This is a genomic window from Nonomuraea solani (genome assembly GCF_900108335.1).
Classification (GTDB): Bacteria; Actinomycetota; Actinomycetes; order Streptosporangiales; family Streptosporangiaceae; genus Nonomuraea; species Nonomuraea solani.
Window position 1 is genome coordinate 152,971 of record NZ_FNVT01000010.1, and the last position, 24,049, is coordinate 177,019.

Here is a 24,049-nt window from a genome sequence, read left to right on the forward strand (position 1 = left end):
CCGGCCCCCACCCCCGCGGAACTCTCCGCGATCTCCGACCACTACGGCTTCGGCCTCACCGCCGACGACGTGGCCGCCTACCACGAGCTGATCACCGAGACGCTGGAGTCGTACGCCGTCGTCGAACGCCAGGCGGCGGCGCTGCCACGGGTCGCACCGCACCGAGAGCCCGGCCACCTGCCGGAAGGCGACCGCCTGGGCGCCTGGTACCGGCGGACGTCGATCAGGGGCGCGGCGTCGGGGCCGCTGGCCGGCCGCACGGTGGCAGTGAAGGACAACCTCTGCGTGGCGGGCGTGCCGATGTCGGGCGGTTCGGCCGCGCTGGAGGGCTTCGTCCCCGAGCGGGACGCCACGGTGGTCACCCGGCTGCTCGACGCCGGTGCGGAGATCATCGGCAAGTCGGTCTGCGAGGACCTGTGCCTGTCCGGCGGCAGCCACACCGCCGTCACGGGCCCCGTACGCAATCCCTGGGACCTCACCCGCAGCGCCGGCGGCTCCTCCTCCGGCAGCGCCGCCCTCCTCGCCGCCGGCGAGGTGGACCTCGCGATCGGCGGCGACCAGGGCGGATCCGTGCGCATCCCCGCCGCCTGGTGCGGCGTCGTGGGGCTCAAGCCGACGTTCGGGCTGGTGCCCTGCACCGGGTCGGTGCCGATCGAGCCCAGCGTCGACCACGTCGGGCCCATGGCGCGCACCGTGGCGGACGTGGCGGCCCTGCTCGCCGTCATCGCGGGACCCGACGGCCGGGACCCGCGCCAGGACCCGCGCACCACGGTGCCCGACTACCGCCCCGCGCTGGCGGGTGACGTGGCGGGGCTGCGCGTCGGGCTGCTCGCCGAGGGGTTCGGCCGGCCGGGGCGCGGCGACCCGGCCGTGGACGACGCCACGCGGGACTTCGCCCGGCTGCTCGCCAAGGCGGGCGCGAACGTGAGCGAGGTCAGCGTCCCCGAGCACCGCGACGCGGCCCACGTCTGGACCGTCGTCTTCGTCGGAGGCGCCACCACCCAGCTCGTCGACCTGGCCGGCGGCGTCGCGGGCTGCGACCCGGCCCTCGCCGCCGCCCTGCACCGGGGCCGCCGCGAGCACGCCGCCCGGCTGTCCGCCACCGTCAAAATGGTCGCGCTGCTCGGCGCCCACCTGATCCGCACCTCCGGCGGCGCCCACTACGCCACGGCCCGCGCCCTCACCGGCCCGCTCACCGCCGCCTACGACGCCGCGCTCGGCCAGGTGGACATGCTCGCCATGCCCACGCTGCCGATGACGGCCACGCCGCTCCCGCCGCCCGGGGCGCCGCCGCGCGAGCAGGTCGCCCGCGCGCTGGAGATGATCCCCAACACCTGCCCCTTCGACGTGACCGGGCATCCGGCCATCAGCATCCCGGCCGGGCTCGTTGACGGGCTGCCGGTGGGCCTGATGCTGGTCGCCCGCCACGGTGGCGAGGCCACCCTGATCCGCGCCGCGGCCGCGTACGAGCGGCTGGCCGGCGGCTTTCCGATGTCACCACTCACAGGAGGTCATTCATGATTCCGTCCCGACCGCGCTCGATCCGGACCACGCAGGCCGTGGACCGGCTGCCGGACTTCCCGTTCGACTACGGCGACTACCTCGCCCCCGACCCGAGCGGGCGGCGCAAGTTCATCGGCACCCTGCCCCAGGGCGCCCTGGGCAGGCCCGTGGCCGTCATCGGCGCCGGCGCCGCGGGCCTGTGCGCCGCGTACGAGCTCATGCGCATCGGCCTGCGGCCGGTCGTCTTCGAGGCCGAGACCGACGCCACCGGCCGCCCCCGGATCGGCGGCCGCATGCACACGCTCACCCTCGATCCGAACGACCCGGCCAAGGCCGAGATGGGCTGCATGCGCTTCCCCTCCTCGGCCGTCACCCAGCACCAGTACGCCGAGCAGTTCGGCCTGACCTACAAGCTCTTCCCCGACCCCTTCGTCGAGGAGGCCGTCGGGATGACCACGGTCGACATCGACGGCAAGCAGTATTCGGCCGCCAACATCGACGACTTCCAGCGCCGCTACCCCATGTTCGCCCAGATCAGCCAGGCCTGGAACGAAGCGCTGGAGCAGGTGGGCTTCACCGAGCTGGCCAAGGCCATCGAGAGCGGCGACACCGAGGCCGTCAAACGGCTCTGGAACCCGCTCGTCCGCCGCTACGACAGCACCAGCTTCTACGAGTTCCTCGTGGAGAGCGGGGCCATGACGCGCGAGCAGATCCGCGTCTTCGGGCTGGTCGGCTTCGGCACCGGCGGCTGGGACTCCTTCTACGACATCTCCTGGCTGGAGATGCTGCGGATGCTCGTGACCGGCATGGACGCCGACCAGATGCTGCTGGTGGAGGGTTCGAGCGCGTTCGCCGAGGGGTTCTGGACGCACGCGCCCGACGACATCCGCCATTGGGCGAAGGGCACCAGCCTGGCCGCCCTGCACGGCGGCGGCCCGCCGCGCGGCCGGGTGATCGCCATGGAGGGCAGCCGCGTACAGCCCGGCTGGATCGACCTCACGCTGGACGGCGGCGTCACCGAGACGTTCCAGGCCGTGCTGCTCACGCCGCAGTTGCACGCCATCGAGACGCAGATCGCGCTGCCGCGCAACTTCCCGCCGAGCTCGGGCCAGATCCCGCTGTTCGGCGACAAGCTGTGGAGCTCCATCCACAAGACCAGCTACTGGCAGTCGGCCAAGACCTTCTCCCTGATGCCCGCCCCCTTCTGGAAGGACGGCGCGGGCCGCTACCGGATGGGCGTGACGCTCTCCGACAGCCTGCCGCGCGCCACCTACGTCTTCGACTACGGCCAGTACGGCCCCGTGCCGCCCGGCCGCAACGGCGCCGCGGTCGCGCTCAGCTACACCTGGGCCGAGGACGCGATGAAGGTGAGCGCCTCCACGCTGCGCGAGCGGGTGACCCTCTTCGACCGCGAGCTGTCCAGGGTCCACCCCCAGCTCTCCCAGGCCATCTGGTCGAATTGCCGCCCGGACAACTCGGTGACCATCTCCTGGGAGAACGAGCCCAACTTCCGCGGCCTGTGCAAGTTCAACCGGCCCGGCCAGTACGACCTGCAGTGGAACCTGTTCTCCCACTTCATGAAGAACAAGGTCACCGGCGAGCCGTCCAACAACCTGTTCCTGGCGGGCGACGACATCTCCTGGTCGGCCGGCTGGGTCAACCACGCCCTGCAGTCGGGCCTGAACGCCGCCTGGGGCATCGCCAAGCTCGCCTTCGGCGCCGACACCAGGGCCAACCCGGGCCCGGGCGACCTGTGGGACACGTTCGCCCCGCTCCAGCCCGCCGAACTTCCCCGGCGGCCACGCAATCACGATTCCACGAGAAAGGGCTGAACCATGCGCATTCACCACGACCGCATCGACTACGAGATCACGGGCCTTCCCGCCGTGGCGCTGCCGGCCGTCCTCAACGCCGACGTGGCCGCCAAAAAGGTCGCCGGAACTCAGCTCAACGGCAGGAAGAGCGAGATCTGGGGGCCGGACAACCTCTCGAAGGACGAGAACAACGCCCTGTTGTGGCTCCTCGCGCACTATTGCGTGCCGGATCGGGCCGGCAAGACCTATCGCGCGATCCTGCCCCTCCCCGGCAGCCCGACCGGCGGGCAGGTCATCCTGACGTACGACAAGGCCCTCAACGGCAAGGCCACCCTCGTCGGGCGCGGCCTGCCCACCGGCGGCCAGGACCCGGGCATGCAGTTCAACCAACTGGCGGACGACATCAAGACCAGGTACGACCTCGCGGGCATCACCGGCAACTGGGCCATGGAGGAGATGGTCAAGCTCCACCACGCGCTCGCCCTCGTCCCCGTGGTGGACCGGCCGGCCTTGCGGGGGGTCCTGGTGCGGCGTGTCCCGAGCCTGGACGGCGACAGGCACGGTGCCCACACCCAGGGAAGGTTCGAGCACGGGGCGGGGGAGACCTCGGGCGACTGGGGCACGATCACCCTGACGGACGCGGCGTTCACCGGCGACGACAAGGGCTTCTACGGGGGCAGCGACGACTCGCCCGCCCGCCCGCCGAGCATTCAGGTCATTCTGCACGAGGTCGGCCACGCGGTCGACAGCGTCGTCCGCAGGACCGAATCACGGGCGAACGCCGATTTCGCCATCCAGAGCATCGCCGGGCCGCACTATCCGCCCAACCGTTCGTTGCCGGCGAACGCGCCGATCACGGACGCCATCCAGCTCCGGTTCCAGGACCTCAAGGACCTGAACGGGGCGGAAACGCTCGCCCGCGACACCTACAACCTCGTGGCGGCCAGGAAACCGGCGGACCCGAAGATCGCCGACTGCGAGAGACTGGGCGGGAAGATGGCGGTATTCGCCCAGGCCCTGCGGGATATGAAGGCGGACAAGGGCTTCGAGCCGGCCAAGGCGCTGCTCGAAGAGCTCCAGCAGGAACACAGGGACCTGAATAGCTGGTACGTGTACGCCAAGGACATCCTCACCAGGATCAACGGAGGAGAGAAGTTCGACGCCGACCAGTTCACCAAGATCCAGGAGGACCTGGCGGGGAAGACGAACCACCAGCCCTGGCTGACCTACCACGACGAGCTCAACCGCTGGGCCGAGGTGCACGCGCGCAAGTCGGCGTGGCGCAAGAAGTACAGCCGGGCCGAGGGATACGTGACCGGCCGTGAACAGGGTCTCGTCGGCTTCGTCAACGACAACAACGTCGGCGTCGCCCTGACGGCCTACACGAAGAAGTACTTCGAGGAGGACAAGTCCGGGTCGGAACTGTACGCGGAGGGGTACGGCCTCTGGCTCGTGCACCCCGAGGCCCTGGGCTCGCACAGCCCGGCCCTGCTCGCGTACTTCAGGAACGGCGCCTACCTCAAGGGGGACTGAGCCTCCGGTAGCGGCGCGGGTCCTGTGGCGGACCCGCGCCACCGCCGGCGCACGCCCTCCGGGCGCCACGGACGCCACGGCCCGTTCCGGCGCCGCCCGGTGCTCAGCCGTCCAGGCTCAGGGCCAGCCGCCGGGCCAGGCCGGTGTTCCTGCGGTGGCCCAGCCGGTGCACCGCCAGCTCCAGCGCCTCCCGCTGGCCCACCAGCACCACCCACGCCTTCGCCCTGGTCACCAGCGTGTAGAGCAGCTTGCGCCGCAGCATGATGCCGCCGGACTCGGCCACGATGGGCGCCACCACGAACGGGTATTCGCTGCCCTGCGACCGGTGCACGCTGATCGCGTAGGCGTGTGTCAGGTCGTCGAGCTCATCGAACCCGTAGCGCACGCTCTCGCCGTCGTCGGTGCGGATGTCGATCACCCGCTCCTCCCGCACCACCGCCGTCACCGTGCCGGTCTCGCCGTTGAAGACGCCCTTGTCGTAGTTGTTGCGGATCGGCATCACCCGGTCGCCGACCCGGAACACCGTCGCCCCCGACCAGTGCTCGGCCTTGTCGTCGGCCGCCGGGTTGAGCCGGTCTTGGATCAGCCGGCCGAGCGCCGTGGCGCCCGTCTCGCCCTTGCGCATCGGGCACAGCACCTGCACCTGGCCCGGCTCGACGCCCTGTTTGCGCGGGATCGCCACCATCGCCAGGTGCGCCACCCGCTCGGCCACCTTGGCGGGGTCGTCGAGCTCCTCGAACCAGAACCCGCCGCCGCCCGGCGTGCCCGGCAGCCGGCCCGCGCGGATGCGGTGCGCGGCGTCGATGATGCCGCTGCCGCCCGCCTGCCGGAACACGTGGGTGAGCTGGACCCGCGGGATCGTCGTCACGCGCAGCAGGTCGGCCAGCACGTCGCCGGCGCCGATGCTCGGGAGCTGGTCGCTGTCGCCGATGAGGAGCAGGTGGCTGCCGGGCCGCACCGCCGCGGTGAGCCGGGTGGCGAGGTGCAGGTCGAGCATGGACGCCTCGTCCACCACGATCAGGTCGGCCTGCGAGGGCCGCTCGTCGAACAGCGTCTCGGGGTCGGGGTCGGGCTGCTGGGCGAGCATCCGGTGCACGGTCATCGCGGGCAGCCCGGTCAGCTCCGAGAGCCGCTTGGCGGCCTTGCCGGTGGGCGCCGTGAGCGTCACCGTGCCGCCCCCGGCCCGCACGGTGGTCGCGATGGCCTTGACCGTGTGGCTCTTGCCGCACCCGGGGCCGCCGGTGATGATCGAGACGGTGCTGGTCAGCGCCATCGTGACGGCCGCGCGCTGGTCTTCGTGCAGCCCAGGGTCCTCCTGGAAGGAGCGCAGCGGCAGCGTCGAGCGGGCCTCCATGAGCGCGGTGAGCTGTCCGGTGAGGGCCAGCTCGCGGGCGTGCACGTGCTTGGAGTAGGCCACCACCTGCCCCGGCTGGTCGGGCGACGACTCCACGACCACCCGCCGGTCGGCCGCCAGCGCGTCGACCATCGGCCGCACCAGCTCCTGGTCTTGCTCGATGAGCTCGGCCGTCTCCCTGACCAGCGCGGCCACGGGCACGAAGCAGTGCCCGTCGCGGCTGCCGGCCGACTCGAGCCGGTCGAGCAGCGCCGCCTTGACCCGCTGCGGGCTGCGCTCGGGCACCCCGGACTGCAGCGCGATCTTGTCGGCGATGCGGAACGCGATGCCCCTGACCCGCCCGATGAGCCGGTAGGGGTCGGTGGTCAGGACCTCGTCGGCGTCCTGGCCGAAGACCTGGTAGATCTTGGCCGCCAGCAGCGGGCTGACCCCGAGCCCCTGCAGCGTCACCATCAGCGCGGCGATCGACTTCTGCTCCTGCCACGCCTGGACGATCTGCCCCTGCCGCAGCGGCCCGATGTTGATGACCTCGGTGAGCCGCTCGGGCTCGCCGTCGATCACCTTGAGCGTGGCCTCGCCGAAATGGTCGACGATCGCGTACGCCAGTCGCGGCCCGATCCCCCTGATCAGCCCCGAGCCCAGGTAGATGCGGATCGCCCGCACCGACGACGGCGTCACCCGCTCGCACCCGCCGACCGCGAACCGCCGCCCGTAACGGGCGTGCCGCCCCCACTCGCCGGCCAGCCGCAGCGTCTCGCCCGGCTGCACCCCGGCCAGCGCCCGCCCGGTGGCCACGAAGTCGGGCTCGCCGTCGGCGCTCATGCGCGCGACGGTGTATTCGTCCTCCCGGACGTAGACGAGCTGCTCGACCGACGCCTCCACAGCACCTGATCAAACCACCCGCCACCGACAATCGCTCACACGGCCGCCGGATACGTCTCCGGCTCGGTGTCCCACCACGGCTCGCCGTGCAGCGGATGCACGGCCTTGGTCTCCGCCAGCCAGAGGAAGGCGTCGTAACGGCGGCCCAGCGCCGTGGGCACGTAGTTGCCCACATGCTCCCGCCCGGGGTCGTAGACGACGCCGATGGCCCGGTGCCCCATCGGCTCGTCGTACCAGGACGGCCGCTCCTCCCGCGGCACCACGAACAGCGCCCGGGACAGGCCCGCCTCGTGCAGCAGCGCCTCCAGGGACGGCGTGCGCGCCGGCGGCACCGCCATGACGTGGTGCTGCTCGCCCCACCGGTGCGCGGCCACCACCGACCCCCGATGACTGCCGAACCCCACCAGCACCGCCGCGTCCCCGTGCCGCTCGCGGGCGATCTGGCCCAGGTTCGTCATCCCGGCGGCCGTCATGTCGGTGGCGCGGGCGTCGCCGACGTGCGTGTTGTGCGCCCAGACGACACCCTTGCGGCCGTCCTCGCCGGACAGCCGGTCCAGGGTGTCGGCCATGTGCACGTCCCTGACGTTCCAGGACTCGGGGCCGCCACGGACCATGGCCCGGTAATAGCGCTCGGCCCCGGCCACGACCTCGGCGTTCTGGCGCACCCCGAGGTCGTCGGGGGCGGCCCTTTCGACCGCGGACAGCAGGCCGACGACCTCGTCCTCGCAGGTGTCCGGCACCAGCCGGGTGGCCAGGGCGTACTGCCGTGGATCGTGGCCGTAGGACTCGAAGCAGCGCAGGGCCTCCATCACCGCGTCCATCCGCTCGGGCAGGTGCACGGCGGCGTAGCGGCGGACGGCGCGCAGCGAGTCCCACAGGCTGTAGACGTCCAGGCCGTGGAAGCCGCAGCGCCGCTCCGGCGGCCGCCCGGCGTTCCAGCGCCGCAGCCAGCGGCAGAAGTGCACGACCTCCTCGTTGGCCCACATGAACGTGGGCCAGCGCCGGAAGGTGTACAGCGCCTCGAACGGGTCCGTGTCGCCGGTGACGGCCTGGTGGACCCGCTCGCAGTCCGGCCAGTCGCCCTCGACGCCGACGAAGCCGAACCCCTTCTCCTCGATCAGGCGGCGGGTCAGCCGGTCGCGCCACAGGTAGAAGTCGTGCGTGCCGTGACTGGCCTCGCCGATCAGCACGAAACGGGCGTCGCCGACGCGTTCGATGAGCGGGCCGAGGTCGTCGGCGGTGTTCAGTGGCAGCGCGGAGCGCCGTACCTCGTCGGTGCTCGTCATTCGTCCTCCTCCGCGAGGATGCGCAGGCATTCGCGGGCGAGCTGGAGCTCCTCGCGTACCTGCACCACCAGGACGGGGACGGCCGCGTCGTACGCGCTCACCGGCCCGTCGTCATGCCGGTTGCCCTGGACGGGGGGCTGGACGCCGAGCAGGCCCAGGCGGCGGCACACGGCCTCGCGCACCTCGGCCTGGTCCCAGCCGATCTCACCCGTGAACACCAGCGCGTCCACGCGCTCCAGCGAGGTCGCCGCCGCCGCGATCTCCCTGGCCGCCCGGTGCGCGAAGACCTCCAGCGCCAGCGCGGCCCTCTCGTCGCCCTCGCCCGCCGCCGCCACCAGGTCCCGGGTGTCGCCGGAGCGCCCGCCCGACAGGCCCAGCAGCCCGGAGCGGCGTTCCAGCCCTTCGGCCAGCTCCTTGACCGGCATTTGGCCCTCGGACAGCAGCCACACGAGCAGGCCAGGGTCAATGCTGCCCGAGCGCTTGCTCATGGGCACGCCCTCCAGCGGTGTGAAGCCCATCGAGGTGTCCAGGCTGCGCCCGCCCGACACCGCGCACACCGAGCAGCCGCCGCCCAGATGCGTGATCAGCAGGTCGAGCTCGGCGAGGGGCCGGCCGAGCAGTTCGGCCACCCGGTCGGCGGCGTGGGCGTACGACAGGCCGTGGAAGCCGTAGCGGCGCAGGCCCCAGCGTTCGCGCCACTCCTGCGGCAGGGCGTAGACGGCGGCGGACTCGGGCAGGTCGGCGTGGAAGGCCGTGTCCGGGCAGAGCACGTGCGGCACGGCGGGAAGCTGTTCGCGGGCGGCCTCCAGCAGGGCCAGCGCCGGTGGCAGGTGCAGCGGTGCCAGGCTCGTCAGGCCGCGCAGCCCCGCGACCGTCTCGTCGTCGGCCACCGTGGGCGCGCGGACGAGGTCACCGCCGTGCACCAGGCGGTGGGCCACCGCCCTGATGTCGCGGTCGAAGTGCCCGCCGAGGAACCCCGACAGCTCCTCCGTGGCCGACCCGGGATCGACGGGGCGCTCGGCGTACGCGCTGTCCAGCACGCTGCCGCCCTGCACGAGGTCGAGGCGCAGGCTCGACGAGCCGGCGTTGACGGTCAGCACCGCCGCCGATTCGGTCATCTGCTCGTCCCAAGCCCGGCCCATGTCCGCCGGGCTACCCGCCACTCTGCCCACAAAACGGACGCACGGGGATGAACGGCTTTACCGGGCTCAGAGGTTGTCTCTTCTGGAGGTCGGGTAGTCGGTCGCCATGGAGATCACCCTGCAGGTGAACGGCGTGTCGCGCGCGGTGGACGTGGATCCGCGGATGTCGCTGCTCGACCTGCTCCGCGAAAGACTGGGACTCATCGGCGCGAAGAAGGGCTGCGACCACGGGCAGTGCGGGGCCTGCACGGTCCTGATCGACGGCCGGCGGGCCAACTCCTGCCTGGCGCTGGCGGTGGCCGTCGACGGGCTGGAGATCACCACCGTCGAGGGGCTGGCCGAAGGGGACGACCTGCACCCGCTGCAGGCCGCGTTCATCGAGCACGACGCGTTCCAGTGCGGCTACTGCACGCCGGGGCAGCTCTGCTCGGCCGTCGGCATGCTCGGTGAGCCCGGCCCGAGCGCCGTCACCGGCGACATCACCCTCGACCCGGACCTCACGCCCGAGGAGATCCGCGAGCGCATGAGCGGCAACCTGTGCCGCTGCGGCGCGTACGTCAACATCGTGAGCGCGATCGCCGAGGTGGCCCCGTGAAACCCTTCGAGTACGCCCGCGCCACCGGCCCGGCCGAGGCCGTGCGCGCCTACGCCCCCGGCACCATGTACCTGGGCGGCGGCACCAACCTGGTCGACCTCATGCGGCTGGGCGTGGCCGAGCCCGAACGGCTGCTGGACGTCAGCCGCCTGCCCCTCGACACGATCGAGGCCGTCCGCGACCGCGTCCGCGTCGGCGCCACCGTGCGCAACACCGACCTCGCCGTCGATCCCCTGATCAGGGCCCGCTACCCCATGTTGGCGCGCGCGGTGCTGAGCGGCGCGTCGGGGCAGGTGCGCAACCTCGCGACGGTCGCCGGCAACCTGCTGCAGCGCACCCGCTGCGCGTACTTCCAGGACGTGACCAGGCCGTGCAACAAGCGCCGCCCCGGCTCCGGCTGCCCGGCGATCGAGGGCGACCACGCCGGCCTGGCCGTGCTCGGCGCCTCGGACGCCTGCGTGGCCACCCACCCGTCCGACATGGCGGTCGCGCTGGCCGCGCTGGAGGCCGAGGTGCACGTCACGGGGCCGGGCGGCGACCGCATCGTGCCCATGCCCGGCCTGCACCGCCTGCCCGGCGAGGAGCCGGAGAAGGACACCGTGCTCGGGCCCGGCGACCTGATCACGGCCGTCGAGCTGCCCGCGCCGCCGCCCGGCGCCTCCACCTACCGCAAGGTGCGCGAGCGGGCGTCGTTCGCGTTCGCGCTCGTCTCCATCGCCGCCGTGCTCGACGTCGGGGCCGACGGCACGGTCGCGGGCTGCCGGATCGCGCTCGGCGGCGTCGCCCACGTCCCCTGGCGGGCCGAACGCGCCGAGCGGGCCCTGATCGGCGGCCCCGCGACCGGCGCGGCGTTCCTGGCGGCCGCCGAGGCCGAGCTGGAGCAGGCCCGGCCGCTGCCACGCAACGCCTACAAGGTGCCGCTGGCCCGCAACCTGATCGTCTCCACGCTGGAGGAGCTGGCATCGTGAACCGCATCGAGGGCCGCGTCAAGGTCACGGGGCTGGCGACGTACGCGGCCGAATATCCGGTCGAGGGCGTCACCTACTGCTACCCCGTGCAGTCGCACATCGCCAAGGGCCGCGTCAAGCGCGTGGACGGCGGCCCGGCGCTGGAGCTGCCCGGCGTGCTGGCCGTGCTGTCCTGCGATGATCCGCCGCCCCTGGGCGAGGGCGCCGAAGGGGAGCTGGCCCTGTTCCAGAGCCGCGACGTCGCCTACCGGGGCCAGCTCGTCGCCGCAGTCGTGGCCGACACCTACGAGAACGCCCGTGCCGCCGCCGCGGCCGTCCGCGTCGAGTACGACCCCGACGACCACGACGTGCGCCTGAGCGCCGACCACCCCGGCCTCTACAAGCCGGAGGTCGTCAACCCCGGCTTTCCCACCGACACCGGGCACGGCGACGTCGAGGCCGGGCTGGCGCGGGCCGCCGCGACCGTGGACGTCACGTACACGACGCCCGTCCTGCACAACAACCCGATGGAGCCGCACGCGTCCCTGGCCGTCTGGGACGAGGAGGGCGGGCTGCTGGTGTACGACGGCTCACAGGGCACCTCCTCCGGCCGCGACGCCATCGCCAGGACGCTCGGCCTGGACCCCGGCTCGGTCCGCGTGGTGTCCCGGCACGTGGGCGGCGGGTTCGGCTCGAAGGGCACCACCCGGCCGCAGGCCGTGCTCGCCGCCCTGGCCGCCCGGGCCGTGGGCCGCCCGGTAAAGATCGCGCTGACCCGGCAGCAGATGTTCGACGTCACCGGCTACCGCACGCCCACCATCCAGCGGCTGCGGCTCGGCGCCGACGCGGCGGGGCGGCTCACGGCGCTGGAGCACGTGGCGTACGAGCAGAGCTCCACGCTGGTGGAGTTCGCCGAGCAGACCGCCGTCCCGGCGCGTGCCATGTACGCCACCCCGGCGCTGCGCACCGCCCACCGGCTCGTCCGGCTGAACGTGGCCACCCCGTCGTGGATGCGCGCACCGGGCGAGTGCCCCGGCATGTACGCCCTGGAGTCCGCCATGGACGAGCTGGCCTACGCCGCCGGCATCGACCCCGTGGAGCTGCGGATCGTCAACGACCCCGGCACCGAGCCCGGGACCGGCCTGCCGTTCAGCTCCCGCCACCTGGTGGCCTGCCTGCGCGAGGGCGCCCGCCGCTTCGGCTGGGACGAGCGCGACCCCGAGCCCGGCGTCAGGCGTGAGGGGGAGTGGCTGATCGGCTCGGGGGTGGCCTCCTCCACCTACCCGGCCAGGCGCAGCCCGTGCAAGGCCGTGGCCTCGCTGCGGGGCGACGGCGACGTCCGCGTCGAGGTGGCCGCCACCGACATCGGCACCGGTGCCCGTACCGTCCTGACCAGGATCGCGGCGGACACCCTGGGCGTGCCGCCCGAGCGGGTGCACCTTGAGCTCGGCGACAGCGCCCTGCCCGACGCGCCCGTCGCCGGCGGCTCCATGGGCACGGCGTCGTGGGGCTCGGCGGTCGTACGCGCCTGCGAGGAGCTGCGGCGCGACGGCCGGACAGGCCGCGCCGACACCACCGAGGAGGTCAAGGCCGACGCGAAGCTGGCCAGGCACGCGTTCGGCGCCCAGTTCGCCGAGGTCCGCGTCAGCGCGGTCACCGGCGAGGTCCGGGTGCCGCGCCTGCTCGGCGTGTTCGCCGCCGGGCACATCGTGGACGCCAAGCTCGCGCGGTCGCAGTTCCTGGGCGGCATGACCATGGGGCTCGGGATGGCGCTGATGGAGGAGACGGTCACCGACGAGGAGTTCGGCGGCTTCCTCCACCGCGACCTGGCCCAGTACCACGTGCCCGCCTGCGCCGACGCGGGCGGCGTGGAGGCGTACTGGCTGGAGGAGCGGGACGGCGAGCTCAACCCGATGGGCAGCAAGGGCATCGGCGAGATCGGTATCGTCGGCACGGCCGCCGCGATCGGCAACGCCGTCTACCACGCCACCGGCCACCGCGTCCGCGATCTCCCGCTCACTCCGGCCAAGATCCTCACGTCGAGGTTTTAGCCGCCCGTCATGCGGAAGAGGAAGCTTTTCGTCGACCAGCGGGAGGCGGCGTGAAAAACGAGTCGCACGAGGAGCGCGCGGACCGGAACTTCGTGGAGCTCCTGCAGGGCGCGCGCGTGGCGGTGACCGGGGTGCAGGTGCTGTTCGCATTCCTGCTCACCGTGCCTTTTTCCTCATCGTTCGCGCGGCTGGACCAGACGGACCGGTGGTTGTACTACGCGGCGCTGGTCAGCGCCGCGCTGGCCTCGATCTGCTACATCGCCCCGACGGCGCAGCACCGGGTGCTGTTCCGCCAGGGCCACAAGGAGACCCTGGTACGCCGTTCGAACATCTACGGCATCTTAGGCGCGCTCTCCCTGGTGGTGTCGATGACCACGTCCACCATGTTCGTGATCGACTACCTGTTCGACGCGACCCTGGCCTGGATCACCGCCGGTGTCCTGGCGGTGCTGGCGCTGTGGACGTGGTTCGGGCAGCCGTCCCTCGACCGGTCCGACGATCAGTCGTCGGAGGGCAGCTCGGTGTCGTCGTCCGAGGACTGACGCGTGTACGCGGCCCGCGCGATCATGTAGGCCGCCACCGACACGGTGATCACCTGTGAGATCCCGGCCAGCAGCAGGGGCCCGGCGCTCGCCCAGCCGGGCCGGTGCAGCCACATGGCCAGCAGCACCAGCAGCACGCCCAGCACCTGCGGCTTCGTGCCCGCGTGCATGCGGTCCAGCGTCGAGCGGAAGCGCACGAGCCCGGCCCCGGCCGACAGCGCCAGCGCGGCACCGGTGAGCAGGCAGACCGCCGCGAGCACGTCCATCATCGCGACCTCCCCGAGAAGAACCTGGCCACCGACACCGACCCGACGAACCCCAGCAGCGACAGCACCAGCAGGATCGGCAGGTCCGAATAGTCGTCCCTGGCCACCGCGAACGCCCCGGCGCCGCACATCGACAACGAGGTCAGCACGTCGAGCGCCACCGCCCGGTCCAGCATCGAGGGCCCGCGCGCCACCCGGTAGAGCGCGGCCGCCGCCCCGCACCCGAGCAGCCCCACCGTCACCAGGTACACGATCGTCATCGCAGCTCCTCCCGGTCCCGGCGGGTGCCGAACGCCGCCACGATCCGCGACTCCAGCCCCGCCACGTCCGCCCGCACCGCGCCTTCGACACCGCCTTCGACGCCGCCTTCGATATCGCCTGGGATGCCCAGCACGTGCAGGACCAGGTCCTTCTCGTACGCCTCCAGCACCAGGCTGCCGGGGACGGTGGACAGCGCGATCATGATCAGCACCGTCATCGACTCGGACGACGTGCGCAGCCGCACCCGGACGATCATCGTCGGCGGCGGCCGGGGATGCGCCACCCAGAACACCACCCGCGCGGTCGAGGCCACCATGTCCCACCCGAAGCACACCAGGAACCGGACCAGCGCCACCGGACGCACCCTGATGCCCGGATCGAGGATCGGCAGCGGCAGCAGCCACGACACCACCAGCCCGGCCGCCAGCCCGCCCAGCACGTTCCCGGCCGACAGGTCGCCCCACAACAGCACCCACACCAGTGCCAGCCAGGCCACGAGCGGCAGTGGCACCCGCCGGCCGAACAGCCTGGGCGCCAGCGGTTCCCGGTTCATCGCACCCCTCCCAGGACGGCGGTGATGTAGGGCTCGCGCGCCATCAGCTCCGTCGCCGCCCGCTCCGCCAGCGCCGACAGCGGCCCGGCCAGCACCGTGAACGACAGTCCGAGCGCGACCAGCGCCGCCACCGCGATCGGCAGCGCCACCGGCAGCGTGGCCGTGGTGACGGTGGGGTCCTCGCCGGTGTACTCCTCGCTCTCCAGGACCCGGCCCACCCGGTCGCTTCGCGGGCCGCGCCAGAACGCCTTGCCCCATGCCTTGGCGACGGCGTACAGGGTGAGCAGGCTCGTGACCAGTCCCGCGGCCACCAGCGTGACCGCCGGCCGGCCGCCGTCGGCCAGGCCCGCCTGCACCAGCATCAGCTTGCCCAGGAAGCCCGACATCGGCGGAATGCCCGACAGGTTCATGGCCGGCACGAAGAACAGCACCGCGATCACCGGCGTGGCCGTCATCAGGCCGCCCAGCCGGGTCACCGACGTGGTGCCGGTACGCCGCTCGATCAGCCCGGTCACCAGGAACAGGCTCGTCTGCACGGTGATGTGGTGCACCACGTAGAAGATCGCGCCCGCCAGCCCCGCCACGGTGGACAGGGCCACCCCGAACACCATGTAGCCGATGTGGCTGACCAGCGTGAACGACAACATCCGCTTCAGGTCCGTCTGCGCCACCGCGCCCAGCACACCGGCCAGCATCGTGGCCAGCGCCACCCACATCAGCAGCGTCGAGACCGGCCCGCCGGGGAACAGCAGCGCCTCCAGCCGGATGATCGAATAGACGCCCACCTTGGTGAGCAGCCCCGCGAACACCGCCGTGGCCGGGGCCGGCGCGGTCGGGTAGGAGTCGGGCAGCCACGCCGACAGGGGGAAGATCGCCGCCTTGATCGCGAACACCAGCAGCAGCGTCAGCTCCACCAGCAGCTTGACCTGCTCGGGCAGCGTGGCGAAGCGCACCGCGAGCTGCGCCAGGGACAGCGTCCCGGTGGCGGCGTAGGTGATGGCCAGCGCGATCAGGAACAACATCGACGAGGCCAGCGCCATCAGCGTGTACGTGGCGCCCGCCCGGATCCTGGACTCGGTGCCGCCGAAGGTGAGCAGCACGTACGAGCCGCTCAGCAGCAGCTCGAACGCCACGAACAGGTTGAACAGGTCACCCGACAGGAACGCGTCCGCCACCCCCGCCACCATCACCAGGAACGCCGGATGGAAGATCGCCATCGGGGCGTCGTGCTCCTGCTCGTCATAGGCGTTGACCACCGAGTACGCCATCACGCACAGCGTCACCGCCGACGACACGACCAGCACCAGCGTCGACAGCCGGTCGGCCACCAGGCAGATGCCGATCGGCGAGGCCCACCCGCCCAGCTCGGTCACCTGCGGGCCGTGCTCGTCGGCCGCGACCAGCAGCACCACCGACACGGCCAGCGAGATGCCGAGCGTGACGAGGCTGATGAGCGACTGCAGCCGCCGCAGCCGGGCGCCGATCGCCAGCTTCACCCCGGCGGCCAGCAGCGGCAGCAGCACCGGCAGGCAGATCAGGCTCATTCGCCCTCCAGCTCGGGATCCAGCGCGAGGGCCTGCCGCTCGCGCTCCTCCCTGATGGCCGCCCGCATCTGCTTGAGCGCCTCCCGCTGGCGCCTTCTCAGCTTCTTGCGCAGCGCCTTCTCCCTGGCCGCCTGCTCCTCCCGCCCCCGCCGGTGCTCCTCCCGCAGTTGCTCGATGCGCTGCAGGTTGCCCATGGCGGCCGCGTCCGCGCGCAGCCCGGCCTCCTCGAAGCGGTCCTCAAGCTCCTCCTGCGAGACTCCCTCCTGCCTGAGCCGGCCCATCCACTGCCCCAGCTCGTCGTGCACCCGGGCGATGCGCCGCTCCAGGTCGGCCTCCTCCAGCCGCTCGCGCTCGGCCTGCTCGGCCTCCAGATTCGCCAGCTCGGCCCGCTGCTCGACGACCAGCCGGCGGTAGGCGTCCCGCCGGGCGCGTACGGCGTCGCCCAGCTCGCCGCGCCGGGCGCGCAGCCGCACGCGGCGGTCCTCGGTGTCGTCCTGGACCTCGTCGCTGCCGGTGAGCTGCCACGATCGGTGGACCAGGGCCAGCAGGAACGCCGTCACGCCCAGGGTGATCACGATGGCCGTGAGCACCATGGCCTGCGGCAGCGGATCGGCCATCCCCGTCGTGCCGGTGAAGGGCGGGCCGCCCGAGCCGCCGCCCGAGGTGACGATCAGCAGGTTCACGCCGTTGCCGAGCACGATGACGCCGGCCAGGATCCGGACCAGGCTCCGCTCCAGCAGCAGCGTCGCCCCCGTCGTGATCAGCACGCAGCAGGCCAGGAACGGCAGCAGGGAGACGGTCACGCGCCCTCCGTGTCGATCTGGCGGTCCAGCTCTGCCCCGAGGCCGCGCAGCACGTCCTGGACCATGCCGATGACGGAGACGTACACGCCGAGGTCGAACAGCAGCCCCGTGGACAGGTGCACGTGCCCCACCAGCGGCACGCTCACGTCCGTGGCCAGCATGTCCAGCGCCGCCCGCCCGAACAGCAGCCCGAGCAGCGCCGTGCCCGCCGACAGCGTCAGGCCCGCGCCCATCAGCACGCCCGCGTGCACCGGCACGGCCACCGCCAGCTCGTTGCGCCCGCCCGCCAGGAACCGCACGGTGATCGCCAGCCCCGCCACGATGCCGCCCGCGAACCCGCCGCCGACCCCGCTGTGCCCGATGAACAGCAGGAACACCGACAGCAGCAGCACGGTGTGGAACGTCAGCCGGGCCGCCACCTCGAACGCCAGCGCCCGCTGCCCGTGCGGCAGCGTGGCCGCCAGCCAGTGCGCTCTCGGGCGGTGCCCGCCCTCGGCCCGCTCGATGCTGTACGACCTGCGCCGCAGGAACACCAGGCTCGTCACGCCCAGCGTCAGCACGATGAGCACCGTGCTCTCGCCCATGGTGTCCCAGGCGCGGATGTCGAGGATCAGCGCGCTGACCACGTTGCGGGCGCCCGCCTCCACGGCCGCCGGCCCCAGCAGCGCGCCCACCGGCTCGGCGTTCCGCGCGCCCATCGCCAGCATGCCCGCGCCGGTGGCCACCACGCCCACCGCGAGCCCGAGCCCCATCCGGAACGCGAACGGCAGCCGCCCCTTGACCGGGTCGACCGGCAGGCGGCGCAGCACCAGCGCGAACACCACCAGGCTCAGCGTCTCGGCCAGGAACTGGGTCAGCGCCAGGTCGGGCGAGCCGTGGGCGAGGAACAGCAGCGCCGTGCCGTAACCGGTGAGGCCGATGGCCAGGGCCAGCAGGATGTACGCGCGGGCGAACAGCACCAGCGCGGCCGCCGCCACCAGGAGCACGGTGACGACGGGCTGCTCGGGGCGCTGCCAGGCGACGATGGGCGGGTCGAGGCGGGGCGGGCCGCCGTACAGGAGGGAGAACAGGCCGACGCCGACGGTGGCCAGCAGGGTGAGCATCAGGTAGTCGGGGAGGGAGCCGCGCTGGATGAAGCCGGTGACCTGGATGGCGAAGTGGTCGAGCCGTCGTACGGCGGCCCAGAAGATCCGGCCGGAGTCGACCACGTGCAGGGCCGAGCCCACCCTGGCGACAGGCTCCCTGGCCAGGAACAGCACCACCCCGGCCGCCAGCGTCCCGGCCGACAGGAGCAGCGGCAGGGAGACCCCGCTCCAGATGGCGAGGTGGGTCTCATGCCCGCGCTCGCGATAGGTCCCGATATATCCGGACATCGACGCCGCGTACGCGGGCGCCATCGGCGCCAGCACCAACCCCAGCCCGGCCAGCAGCGCGGCCGGCCCGAACATCGCCGCCGGTGTCTTCTTCGTTGGCCGCGGCTCGGTGCCCGGTTTGTCGGCGAACGCCCCCCACAGGAACCGCAGCGTGTACGCCGCCGTCAGCGCCGACCCCGCCACCACCGCCGCCAGCGTGAACGGCGAGTCCAGCAGCGCCTCCAGCGCCGCCTCCTTGGCCGCGAACCCCGCCAGCGGCGGCAGCCCCGCCATCGACGCCCCCGCCAGCACCGCCGCCCCGCACACCCACGGCATCGCCCGTCCCACGCCGCTCAGCTCGCCCAGCTCCCGGGTGCCCGCCGCGTGATCGACGATCCCCACCACCAGGAACAACGCCGCCTTGAACAGCGCGTGCGCCGGCAACAGGGCCGCCCCGGCCAGCGCCGCGCCCTGGTTCCCCGAGCCGAACAGCACCACCAGGAACCCCAGCTGACCAACCGTGCCGTAGGCCAGCAGCCGCTTCAGATCCGTCTCCCGCAGCGCCCGCCACCCGCCCAGCAGCATCGTCACCGCGCCGAGCGGCACCGCCACCGCCCCCCACGGCGCCAGGTCGCCGACCGCGGGGCCGAGCCTGGCCAGCAGGTACACGCCCGCCTTCACCATGGCCGCCGCGTGCAGATACGCCGACACGGGCGTCGGCGCGGCCATCGCGGCGGGCAGCCACGTGCTGAACGGGAAGATCGCCGACTTCGACAGCGCCCCCGCCAGGATCAGCACCAGGGCGACCGGGCCGATGTCCGGGGGACGGGCGACGATCTCCGAGATCTGGTACGTGCCCGCCGCCTGGCCGAGCAGCACGAACCCGGCCAGCATCGCCAGGCCGCCGAACGTGGTGACCGACAGGGCCTTCATCGCGGCCCGCCGGCTCGGCTTGCTCAGCGGGTCGTACCCGATGAGCAGGTAGGAGAAGACGGTGGTCAGCTCCCAGAACACGTACAGCAGGAGCAGGTCGTCGGCCGTCACCAGCCCCAGCATCGACCCGGCGAAGGCCACCATCACGCCGCCGTAGCGGCCGTCGCCCCGCGCGAAGTAGCGGGCGCTGTAGACGAGGACGAGCGCGCCGACGCCGGTGACCAGGCACATCATCACCACGGCGAGCGGGTCGGCGCGGAAGGACAGCTCCATGCCCATCACGGGGGCCCACGGGGTGCTCTCGCGCACGGGCAGCCCGCGCGCCGCCAGCCAGAGCGTGTAACAGAAACCGGCCGCGGGCGGCACGGCCAGCAGGTAGAGGGAGGCGCGTCCCATGCGGGCGGCCAGCCAGGGAGCGCAGATCGCCGCCACCGCATGCAGGATCAGCAGCGACTCCATGGGCTCCCCGGGACTCTACTTTCGGACTACCGGCCGCAATTTCCGGCTACGTCCTGTCCCGCCCAATCTCTCCCGATCCCCCGGCCGCCACCCCGCAGGCGCGACCGGGGTTGACTCGAACCTTTCAAGCCTTGGTGCAGGCTTTCGGCTGCGGCGCCCGCGTCGTGATCAGGTATCGGTCGATCTGCCGCTCCAGGCACGACTCGCCGCCGGAATAGGCGGTGTGGCCGTCGGCGTCGTTGGTCAGCAGCACGCCGTTGCGCAACTGCCCCGCCAGCGATCGGGCCAGCTTGTACGGGGTCGCCGGATCACGGGTCGTACCGACCACCACGATCGGTGGCGAACCGGCGGCCCGGACCTTCTTCGGGTATCTCTTGCCCTTGACCGGCCAGTACGCGCACGGGCTCTCGGGATGGTCGACGCAGTTGATGGCCATGAGGGCCGCGAAATCGTTGTCGTAGGTGCCGTCGGCGCGCCGCCCGTTGCTCTCGTCGGCCAGCAGCAACAGCCTGGCGCCCTCGCCCTTGGAGGCGTCCGTCAGCGCCTGGCGCAGCCTCGGCCAGAGGGCGGTCGAGTACATCGAGTACTCCACCGCCGTCCGTACCACGGCCTCGTTGACCTGCCGGCTGTCGTACGCGTTGCGCAGCGGGGCGATGTCGGCCCGCAGGTAGAGCTGGTCGAGCTTCTTCAGCGCCGCCTTGACCGTGTGCTTCTTGAACGGGCAGCCCTTGGTCCTGAAACAGTCGCGCAGGAACGACGCGGTCGCCACCTGGAACCCGCGATCCTGGTCCCGCCCGAACTCCGCCCCCGTCTGAGACGGATCCTCGGCACCGTCGAGCACCATCGCCCGAATCCGCCTCGGGTAAAGGTCGGCGTAGATCGACCCGAGATACGTCCCGTACGAGAAACCCAGGTACGTGAGCCGCTCATCGCCCAGGGCGGCCCGCATCACGTCCATGTCCCGCGCCGCGTTCACCGTGTTGACCTGCGCCAGCAGCTTCTTGGTGGAGTTCTTCGCACAGAACTTGGCGAACAGCCGATCCCACCGCTGGGCCAGCTTGGCCTCGGCGCGCGTGTCGGGAGTCGGATCCACCGCGAAGTAGGCGTCCAGATCGAGTGGCCCGAAACACTTCACCGGCGACGAGGCACCGACACCGCGCGGATCGAATCCCACGATGTCGAACCGTTCCCGAACGGCCGCCGAAACAGCGGCCTTGTTCCCTTTCACAAAAGCCACACCAGACGCACCGGGCCCACCCGGATTCACCAGCAACGAGCCGGCCTTTTTACCCGTGGCCGGAAGCCGGATCATGCTGATCTTAATCCGCTTGCCATCCGGCTTCGAATAGTCGAGCGGAACCTGAACAGCGGAACACTGAAACCCCCCGCCACAGGGGGTCCAGGAGATCCGCTGCCCGTAAAAGGAGTCGAGCCGGGTGGGGGCGGCAGCCTGAGCAGCCGTACCGGTCAGTCCGGTAAGGGCGATCAAGCCTGCGAGGACAGGCACAAGGATTTTGGTCAGATGTCGCATGTACAAAACGTGCTGGAGGAAACTTGCGGCTTTCTTTAATACCGCCTGAACAGATCGATTGCAAGCGCCCTACGACCCGTTGACCTGCCCTTTCACCGAAACGCCACCCAGAACCACTTCAGGCTCCTCGACGCACGGTCCTCGCACACTCGGGCCCTGCCTCCCAGGGGCTCCGCCACGAGCCCAGGGGCGAAAGGGCTTCCAGCCCTCTCACGCTCTCCCGGGGGGTGGGCCGGCGGCTCATGGGCAACTCGGCTTACAAGCGAGGGGTCACTGGTTCGAACCCGGCACCGCCCGACAGGTCAAGTGCATGCTTTGGGCAAGAGGCAGGTCGAAGGCAAAACGGGAGACAGGCCTTCCTGGAGGATTTGCTGATCTGTGCCTGCCGATCAGCGCTTACCTGACCTGAGCGGAGGTGTCCACTCGCCGCGAACAGATCTTCCAACATGGGTTGAGCGCGATCGGGAACGGGTTCGTCGGGGAAGATCTCCGTGCACAGCCTGAGGACTTCATCGGCCGACGTGAGCCCCAACCTTTCGACAAGAGCCCGGGTGTCGCCCGTGCGTTCGCCACAGACTCCTCCCCTCCCCTGGCGGGTAGGCGACGTCATGGGCTCTTACCAGCAGCGGGTGTCCATGAAGGTGCTCCCCGGGAACAGAGCGCTCACCTCGATGACCAGCGATCCGTGGACCACCGGTTTGTCCGTGGCGGCCGAGGGCTTGCCGGAGTCGTCGTACCACACCCATGCGGAGAAATCGATCTCGGAGAAATTGTCGTCCCCCTTCGTGAAGTCCGCCTTTCGGTAATGGGCCAGGATCTCGTCCGTCGGCCTTTTCATGTCCAGTGAGAAACGCAGGTCGACCCAGCAGTCGGTGGAATCGCCGCTCACCACGGCCTGCGTGCCGAAATCGCCGAAGCCGGTCTCCGGAGGTAGCGGGTGGTCCAGGATGCGGTCCATGAGGCGGGACACGCGGTAGTCGTCGAGCCAGTGCGGTGTCATGGCGACCACGTAGAGGAGGAGCAGCGGAATCAAGGGTAAGGCGGCCCACCGCAACCATCGCGATTTTCTGGGTTTCGGTGCGGGGGCGGTTGCGGGTGCCTCAGGGGTGGTGATCGTCATGGGCGGCATCTTCTCGTACGAGAGTCCCGGGTGCGCGTCCGATTCCTGTCGTTCTCCAGGGTTCAGTGGAATATGAGCCCCTCTTGCGTTTTCCTCCAAGAGGACGGATCATTTCGATCATCGGTTGGGCCGACCATGAAGTCGCGGGACCCTGTGCTGGTTCGTTCTCGGGAAGGACCCTGATGATCCGTCGCGCCCTCATAGCCGTAGCCCTGACCGCGACCACTCTCGTCGTTCTACCGGCCGGCCCGGCGCAGGCCAGGCCCTGCGGGCTCGACTACTCCTGCACCACCACGTACTACTCCGACTCCGCCCACACCAACGCCGTCGGCGGTAAGCAGGAGGACTGCGACGGAACCACCCGTACCTGGGGTGTGCGCGGTCCCTATCTGACCTTCTCCGAGCGTCCCTGCTTCTGACCGGGCGGCCGGCTCCGATGGGGCGGCACCCAGGTCATCCGTGTACGAGAAACAACAAGAGAGGACGTTTCATGATCCGTCGTGTGCTGGCCGTCGCGGCCTTGACCACCCTCGCGCTCGCCACCGTACCGGCCGTCGCGCAGGCCGCCCCTCGCTGCCTGGCCGGCTACATGTGCAACTCCCAGTACTTTTCCGACTCCGCGCGCACCAACCTGGTCGGGGTCAAGACGGAGCACTGCAATGGTGAGGTGTCGATGTGGGGCAGGGTCACCGGCTACCTCAACTGGGCCGCCTACCCCTGCACCTGAAGCTTCGCCAGGGCGGCGGCCTCCGGGGTGCCGTCCTCGGCGCTGAACACGTGCACGACCAGGCCGGTCTCGCCCGGTGCCGACGGCACGTGGAGGGTCTCGAAGTCCAGGATGAGCAGGCCGGTCGCCGGGTGCCACAGCCGCTTGCGGCCCGCGGCGCACATGACGACCTCGCCCGTGGCCCAGACGCGCCGGAAGTCCTCGCTGCCCGCGGACAGCTCGGTGATGAGGGCGGCGAGGTCTCCGTCGGCGGGGTAATTGGCGGCGGCGACCCGTAGCTGGCCCACGGCCTCCGCCGCCCGGTCCGCCCAGTCGGGGTGCACCTCGCGGGCGGCGGGGTCGAGGAACAGGAACCTGGCGTTGTTCCGGTCGCGGCGGGCCGGGTCGGCCAGGCCGCCGATCAGTTCGGCGCCCAGGGTGTTCCAGGCCACGACGTCGAGGCGGTGGTTCGTGGCGAACGCGGGGAAACGGGTGAGGTCGTCGAGGAGGCGGCGCAGCAGCGGGCTGACCCGGGCGTCGGGAGCCGGGTCGTCACGCCTGGCGCCGGCCAGGGTGGCCAGGTGGCGGCGCTCGGCGACGTCCAGGTCGAGGGCTCTGGCCAGGGCGTCGAGCACCTCGGGAGAGGGCTGGGTGGCGCGGCCCTGCTCAAGACGTACGTAATAATCGACGCTGATCCCGGCGAGCTGGGCGAGCTCCTCACGGCGCAGGCCGCGCACCCGGCGGCGGCGCCCGCCGTTCAACCCGCCGTTGATCCCGGCGTGTTCGGGCGTGACGCGTCCCCGGCGGGCGCGCAGGAAGCCGCCGAGCGCCCGCTCGGCATCGGCGTGGTTCGCGGTGGCCATGATTCAAGG

The 24,049-nt window shown here is 71.6% G+C and carries 20 protein-coding genes and 1 pseudogene; 9 read left to right on the forward strand and 12 right to left on the reverse strand.

Going from position 1 to position 24,049, the window contains the following annotated elements:
• Positions 1-15 precede the first annotated feature (15 nt).
• From C4V41_RS32205 to C4V41_RS32215, 3 genes and pseudogenes are all read left to right on the forward strand, one after another.
• Positions 16-1,521 (forward strand): annotated as a pseudogene (locus C4V41_RS32205) (amidase); the annotation flags it as partial.
• Complete coding sequence (locus C4V41_RS32210) at positions 1,518-3,335, forward strand: flavin monoamine oxidase family protein (RefSeq protein WP_103959732.1); 1,818 nt, start codon at positions 1,518-1,520, stop codon at positions 3,333-3,335. The pseudogene C4V41_RS32205 and the gene C4V41_RS32210, both read left to right, overlap by 4 nt.
• 3 nt (positions 3,336-3,338) lie before the next feature.
• Positions 3,339-4,850 (forward strand): hypothetical protein, encoded by a 1,512-nt coding sequence (locus C4V41_RS32215; protein ID WP_103959733.1) that lies wholly within the window; start codon positions 3,339-3,341, stop codon positions 4,848-4,850.
• 103 nt (positions 4,851-4,953) lie between these two features.
• On the opposite strand, the gene recD2 is transcribed toward C4V41_RS32215, so the two are convergent.
• The 3 genes from recD2 to C4V41_RS32230 are packed head-to-tail and all read right to left on the reverse strand — an operon-like array spanning position 4,954 to position 9,514.
• Positions 4,954-7,086, reverse strand: coding sequence for an SF1B family DNA helicase RecD2 (recD2, locus tag C4V41_RS32220; protein WP_103959734.1), 2,133 nt, complete (start codon positions 7,084-7,086; stop codon positions 4,954-4,956).
• A 35-nt stretch (positions 7,087-7,121) separates the two neighbouring features.
• On the reverse strand, positions 7,122-8,372 hold the full coding sequence (locus C4V41_RS32225) for an erythromycin esterase family protein (RefSeq protein WP_103959735.1): 1,251 nt from the start codon (positions 8,370-8,372) through the stop codon (positions 7,122-7,124).
• A complete protein-coding gene (locus C4V41_RS32230) occupies positions 8,369-9,514 on the reverse strand; it encodes an acetate/propionate family kinase (protein ID WP_103959736.1) in 1,146 nt (381 codons plus the stop codon). Before C4V41_RS32230 ends, C4V41_RS32225 begins: the two co-directional genes overlap by 4 nt.
• A gap of 106 nt (positions 9,515-9,620) precedes the next feature.
• Between C4V41_RS32230 and C4V41_RS32235 the strand changes: the two genes are divergently transcribed.
• The 4 genes from C4V41_RS32235 to C4V41_RS32250 are packed head-to-tail and all read left to right on the forward strand — an operon-like array spanning position 9,621 to position 13,649.
• Positions 9,621-10,109, forward strand: coding sequence for a (2Fe-2S)-binding protein (locus tag C4V41_RS32235; protein WP_103959737.1), 489 nt, complete (start codon positions 9,621-9,623; stop codon positions 10,107-10,109).
• The gene (locus tag C4V41_RS32240; protein ID WP_103959738.1) at positions 10,106-11,077 is read left to right on the forward strand and encodes an FAD binding domain-containing protein; all 972 of its coding nucleotides are present in this window, start codon (positions 10,106-10,108) and stop codon (positions 11,075-11,077) included. Before C4V41_RS32235 ends, C4V41_RS32240 begins: the two co-directional genes overlap by 4 nt.
• Complete coding sequence (locus C4V41_RS32245) at positions 11,074-13,107, forward strand: xanthine dehydrogenase family protein molybdopterin-binding subunit (protein ID WP_103959739.1); 2,034 nt, start codon at positions 11,074-11,076, stop codon at positions 13,105-13,107. The genes C4V41_RS32240 and C4V41_RS32245 overlap by 4 nt, the downstream gene beginning before the upstream one ends.
• 50 nt (positions 13,108-13,157) lie before the next feature.
• Positions 13,158-13,649, forward strand: coding sequence for a DUF6328 family protein (locus C4V41_RS32250; RefSeq protein WP_103959740.1), 492 nt, complete (start codon positions 13,158-13,160; stop codon positions 13,647-13,649).
• Here C4V41_RS32250 and C4V41_RS32255 read toward each other — a convergent pair.
• The 8 genes from C4V41_RS32255 to C4V41_RS32295 all read right to left on the reverse strand — a co-directional run bounded on the left by C4V41_RS32255 (position 13,607) and on the right by C4V41_RS32295 (position 22,471).
• The gene (locus tag C4V41_RS32255) at positions 13,607-13,918 is read right to left on the reverse strand and encodes a cation:proton antiporter (protein WP_103959741.1); all 312 of its coding nucleotides are present in this window, start codon (positions 13,916-13,918) and stop codon (positions 13,607-13,609) included. The two genes, C4V41_RS32250 and C4V41_RS32255, sit on opposite strands and share 43 nt — an antisense overlap.
• Positions 13,915-14,175 carry a monovalent cation/H+ antiporter complex subunit F gene (locus C4V41_RS32260; RefSeq protein ID WP_103959742.1) on the reverse strand — a complete coding sequence of 87 codons (261 nt, stop codon included), beginning with the start codon at positions 14,173-14,175 and terminating at the stop codon, positions 13,915-13,917. The genes C4V41_RS32255 and C4V41_RS32260 overlap by 4 nt, the downstream gene beginning before the upstream one ends.
• On the reverse strand, positions 14,172-14,729 hold the full coding sequence (locus C4V41_RS32265) for a Na+/H+ antiporter subunit E (protein WP_103959743.1): 558 nt from the start codon (positions 14,727-14,729) through the stop codon (positions 14,172-14,174). Before C4V41_RS32265 ends, C4V41_RS32260 begins: the two co-directional genes overlap by 4 nt.
• The gene (locus tag C4V41_RS32270; protein WP_103959744.1) at positions 14,726-16,273 is read right to left on the reverse strand and encodes a Na+/H+ antiporter subunit D; all 1,548 of its coding nucleotides are present in this window, start codon (positions 16,271-16,273) and stop codon (positions 14,726-14,728) included. The genes C4V41_RS32265 and C4V41_RS32270 overlap by 4 nt, the downstream gene beginning before the upstream one ends.
• Complete coding sequence (locus C4V41_RS32275; protein ID WP_103959745.1) at positions 16,270-17,076, reverse strand: Na(+)/H(+) antiporter subunit C; 807 nt, start codon at positions 17,074-17,076, stop codon at positions 16,270-16,272. Before C4V41_RS32275 ends, C4V41_RS32270 begins: the two co-directional genes overlap by 4 nt.
• Positions 17,073-19,820, reverse strand: a complete 2,748-nt coding sequence (locus tag C4V41_RS32280) for a Na+/H+ antiporter subunit A (protein WP_103959746.1) — start codon at positions 19,818-19,820, stop codon at positions 17,073-17,075. Before C4V41_RS32280 ends, C4V41_RS32275 begins: the two co-directional genes overlap by 4 nt.
• 124 nt (positions 19,821-19,944) lie before the next feature.
• A complete protein-coding gene (locus C4V41_RS32285) occupies positions 19,945-21,351 on the reverse strand; it encodes an alpha/beta hydrolase (RefSeq protein WP_103959747.1) in 1,407 nt (468 codons plus the stop codon).
• Positions 21,352-21,967: 616 nt separating this feature from the next.
• Positions 21,968-22,471 (reverse strand): hypothetical protein, encoded by a 504-nt coding sequence (locus C4V41_RS32295; protein WP_146103871.1) that lies wholly within the window; start codon positions 22,469-22,471, stop codon positions 21,968-21,970.
• Between the two features lie 182 nt (positions 22,472-22,653).
• On the opposite strand from C4V41_RS32295, the gene C4V41_RS32300 reads away from it, so the two are divergent.
• Together C4V41_RS32300 and C4V41_RS32305 are read left to right on the forward strand one after the other, a co-directional pair.
• Positions 22,654-22,890 carry a DUF6289 family protein gene (locus tag C4V41_RS32300; protein WP_103959749.1) on the forward strand — a complete coding sequence of 79 codons (237 nt, stop codon included), beginning with the start codon at positions 22,654-22,656 and terminating at the stop codon, positions 22,888-22,890.
• Between the two features lie 71 nt (positions 22,891-22,961).
• Positions 22,962-23,198 carry a DUF6289 family protein gene (locus tag C4V41_RS32305; protein WP_146103872.1) on the forward strand — a complete coding sequence of 79 codons (237 nt, stop codon included), beginning with the start codon at positions 22,962-22,964 and terminating at the stop codon, positions 23,196-23,198.
• Here C4V41_RS32305 and C4V41_RS32310 read toward each other — a convergent pair.
• On the reverse strand, positions 23,183-24,040 hold the full coding sequence (locus C4V41_RS32310; RefSeq protein WP_103959751.1) for a helix-turn-helix domain-containing protein: 858 nt from the start codon (positions 24,038-24,040) through the stop codon (positions 23,183-23,185). The two genes, C4V41_RS32305 and C4V41_RS32310, sit on opposite strands and share 16 nt — an antisense overlap.
• Positions 24,041-24,049 lie beyond the last annotated feature (9 nt).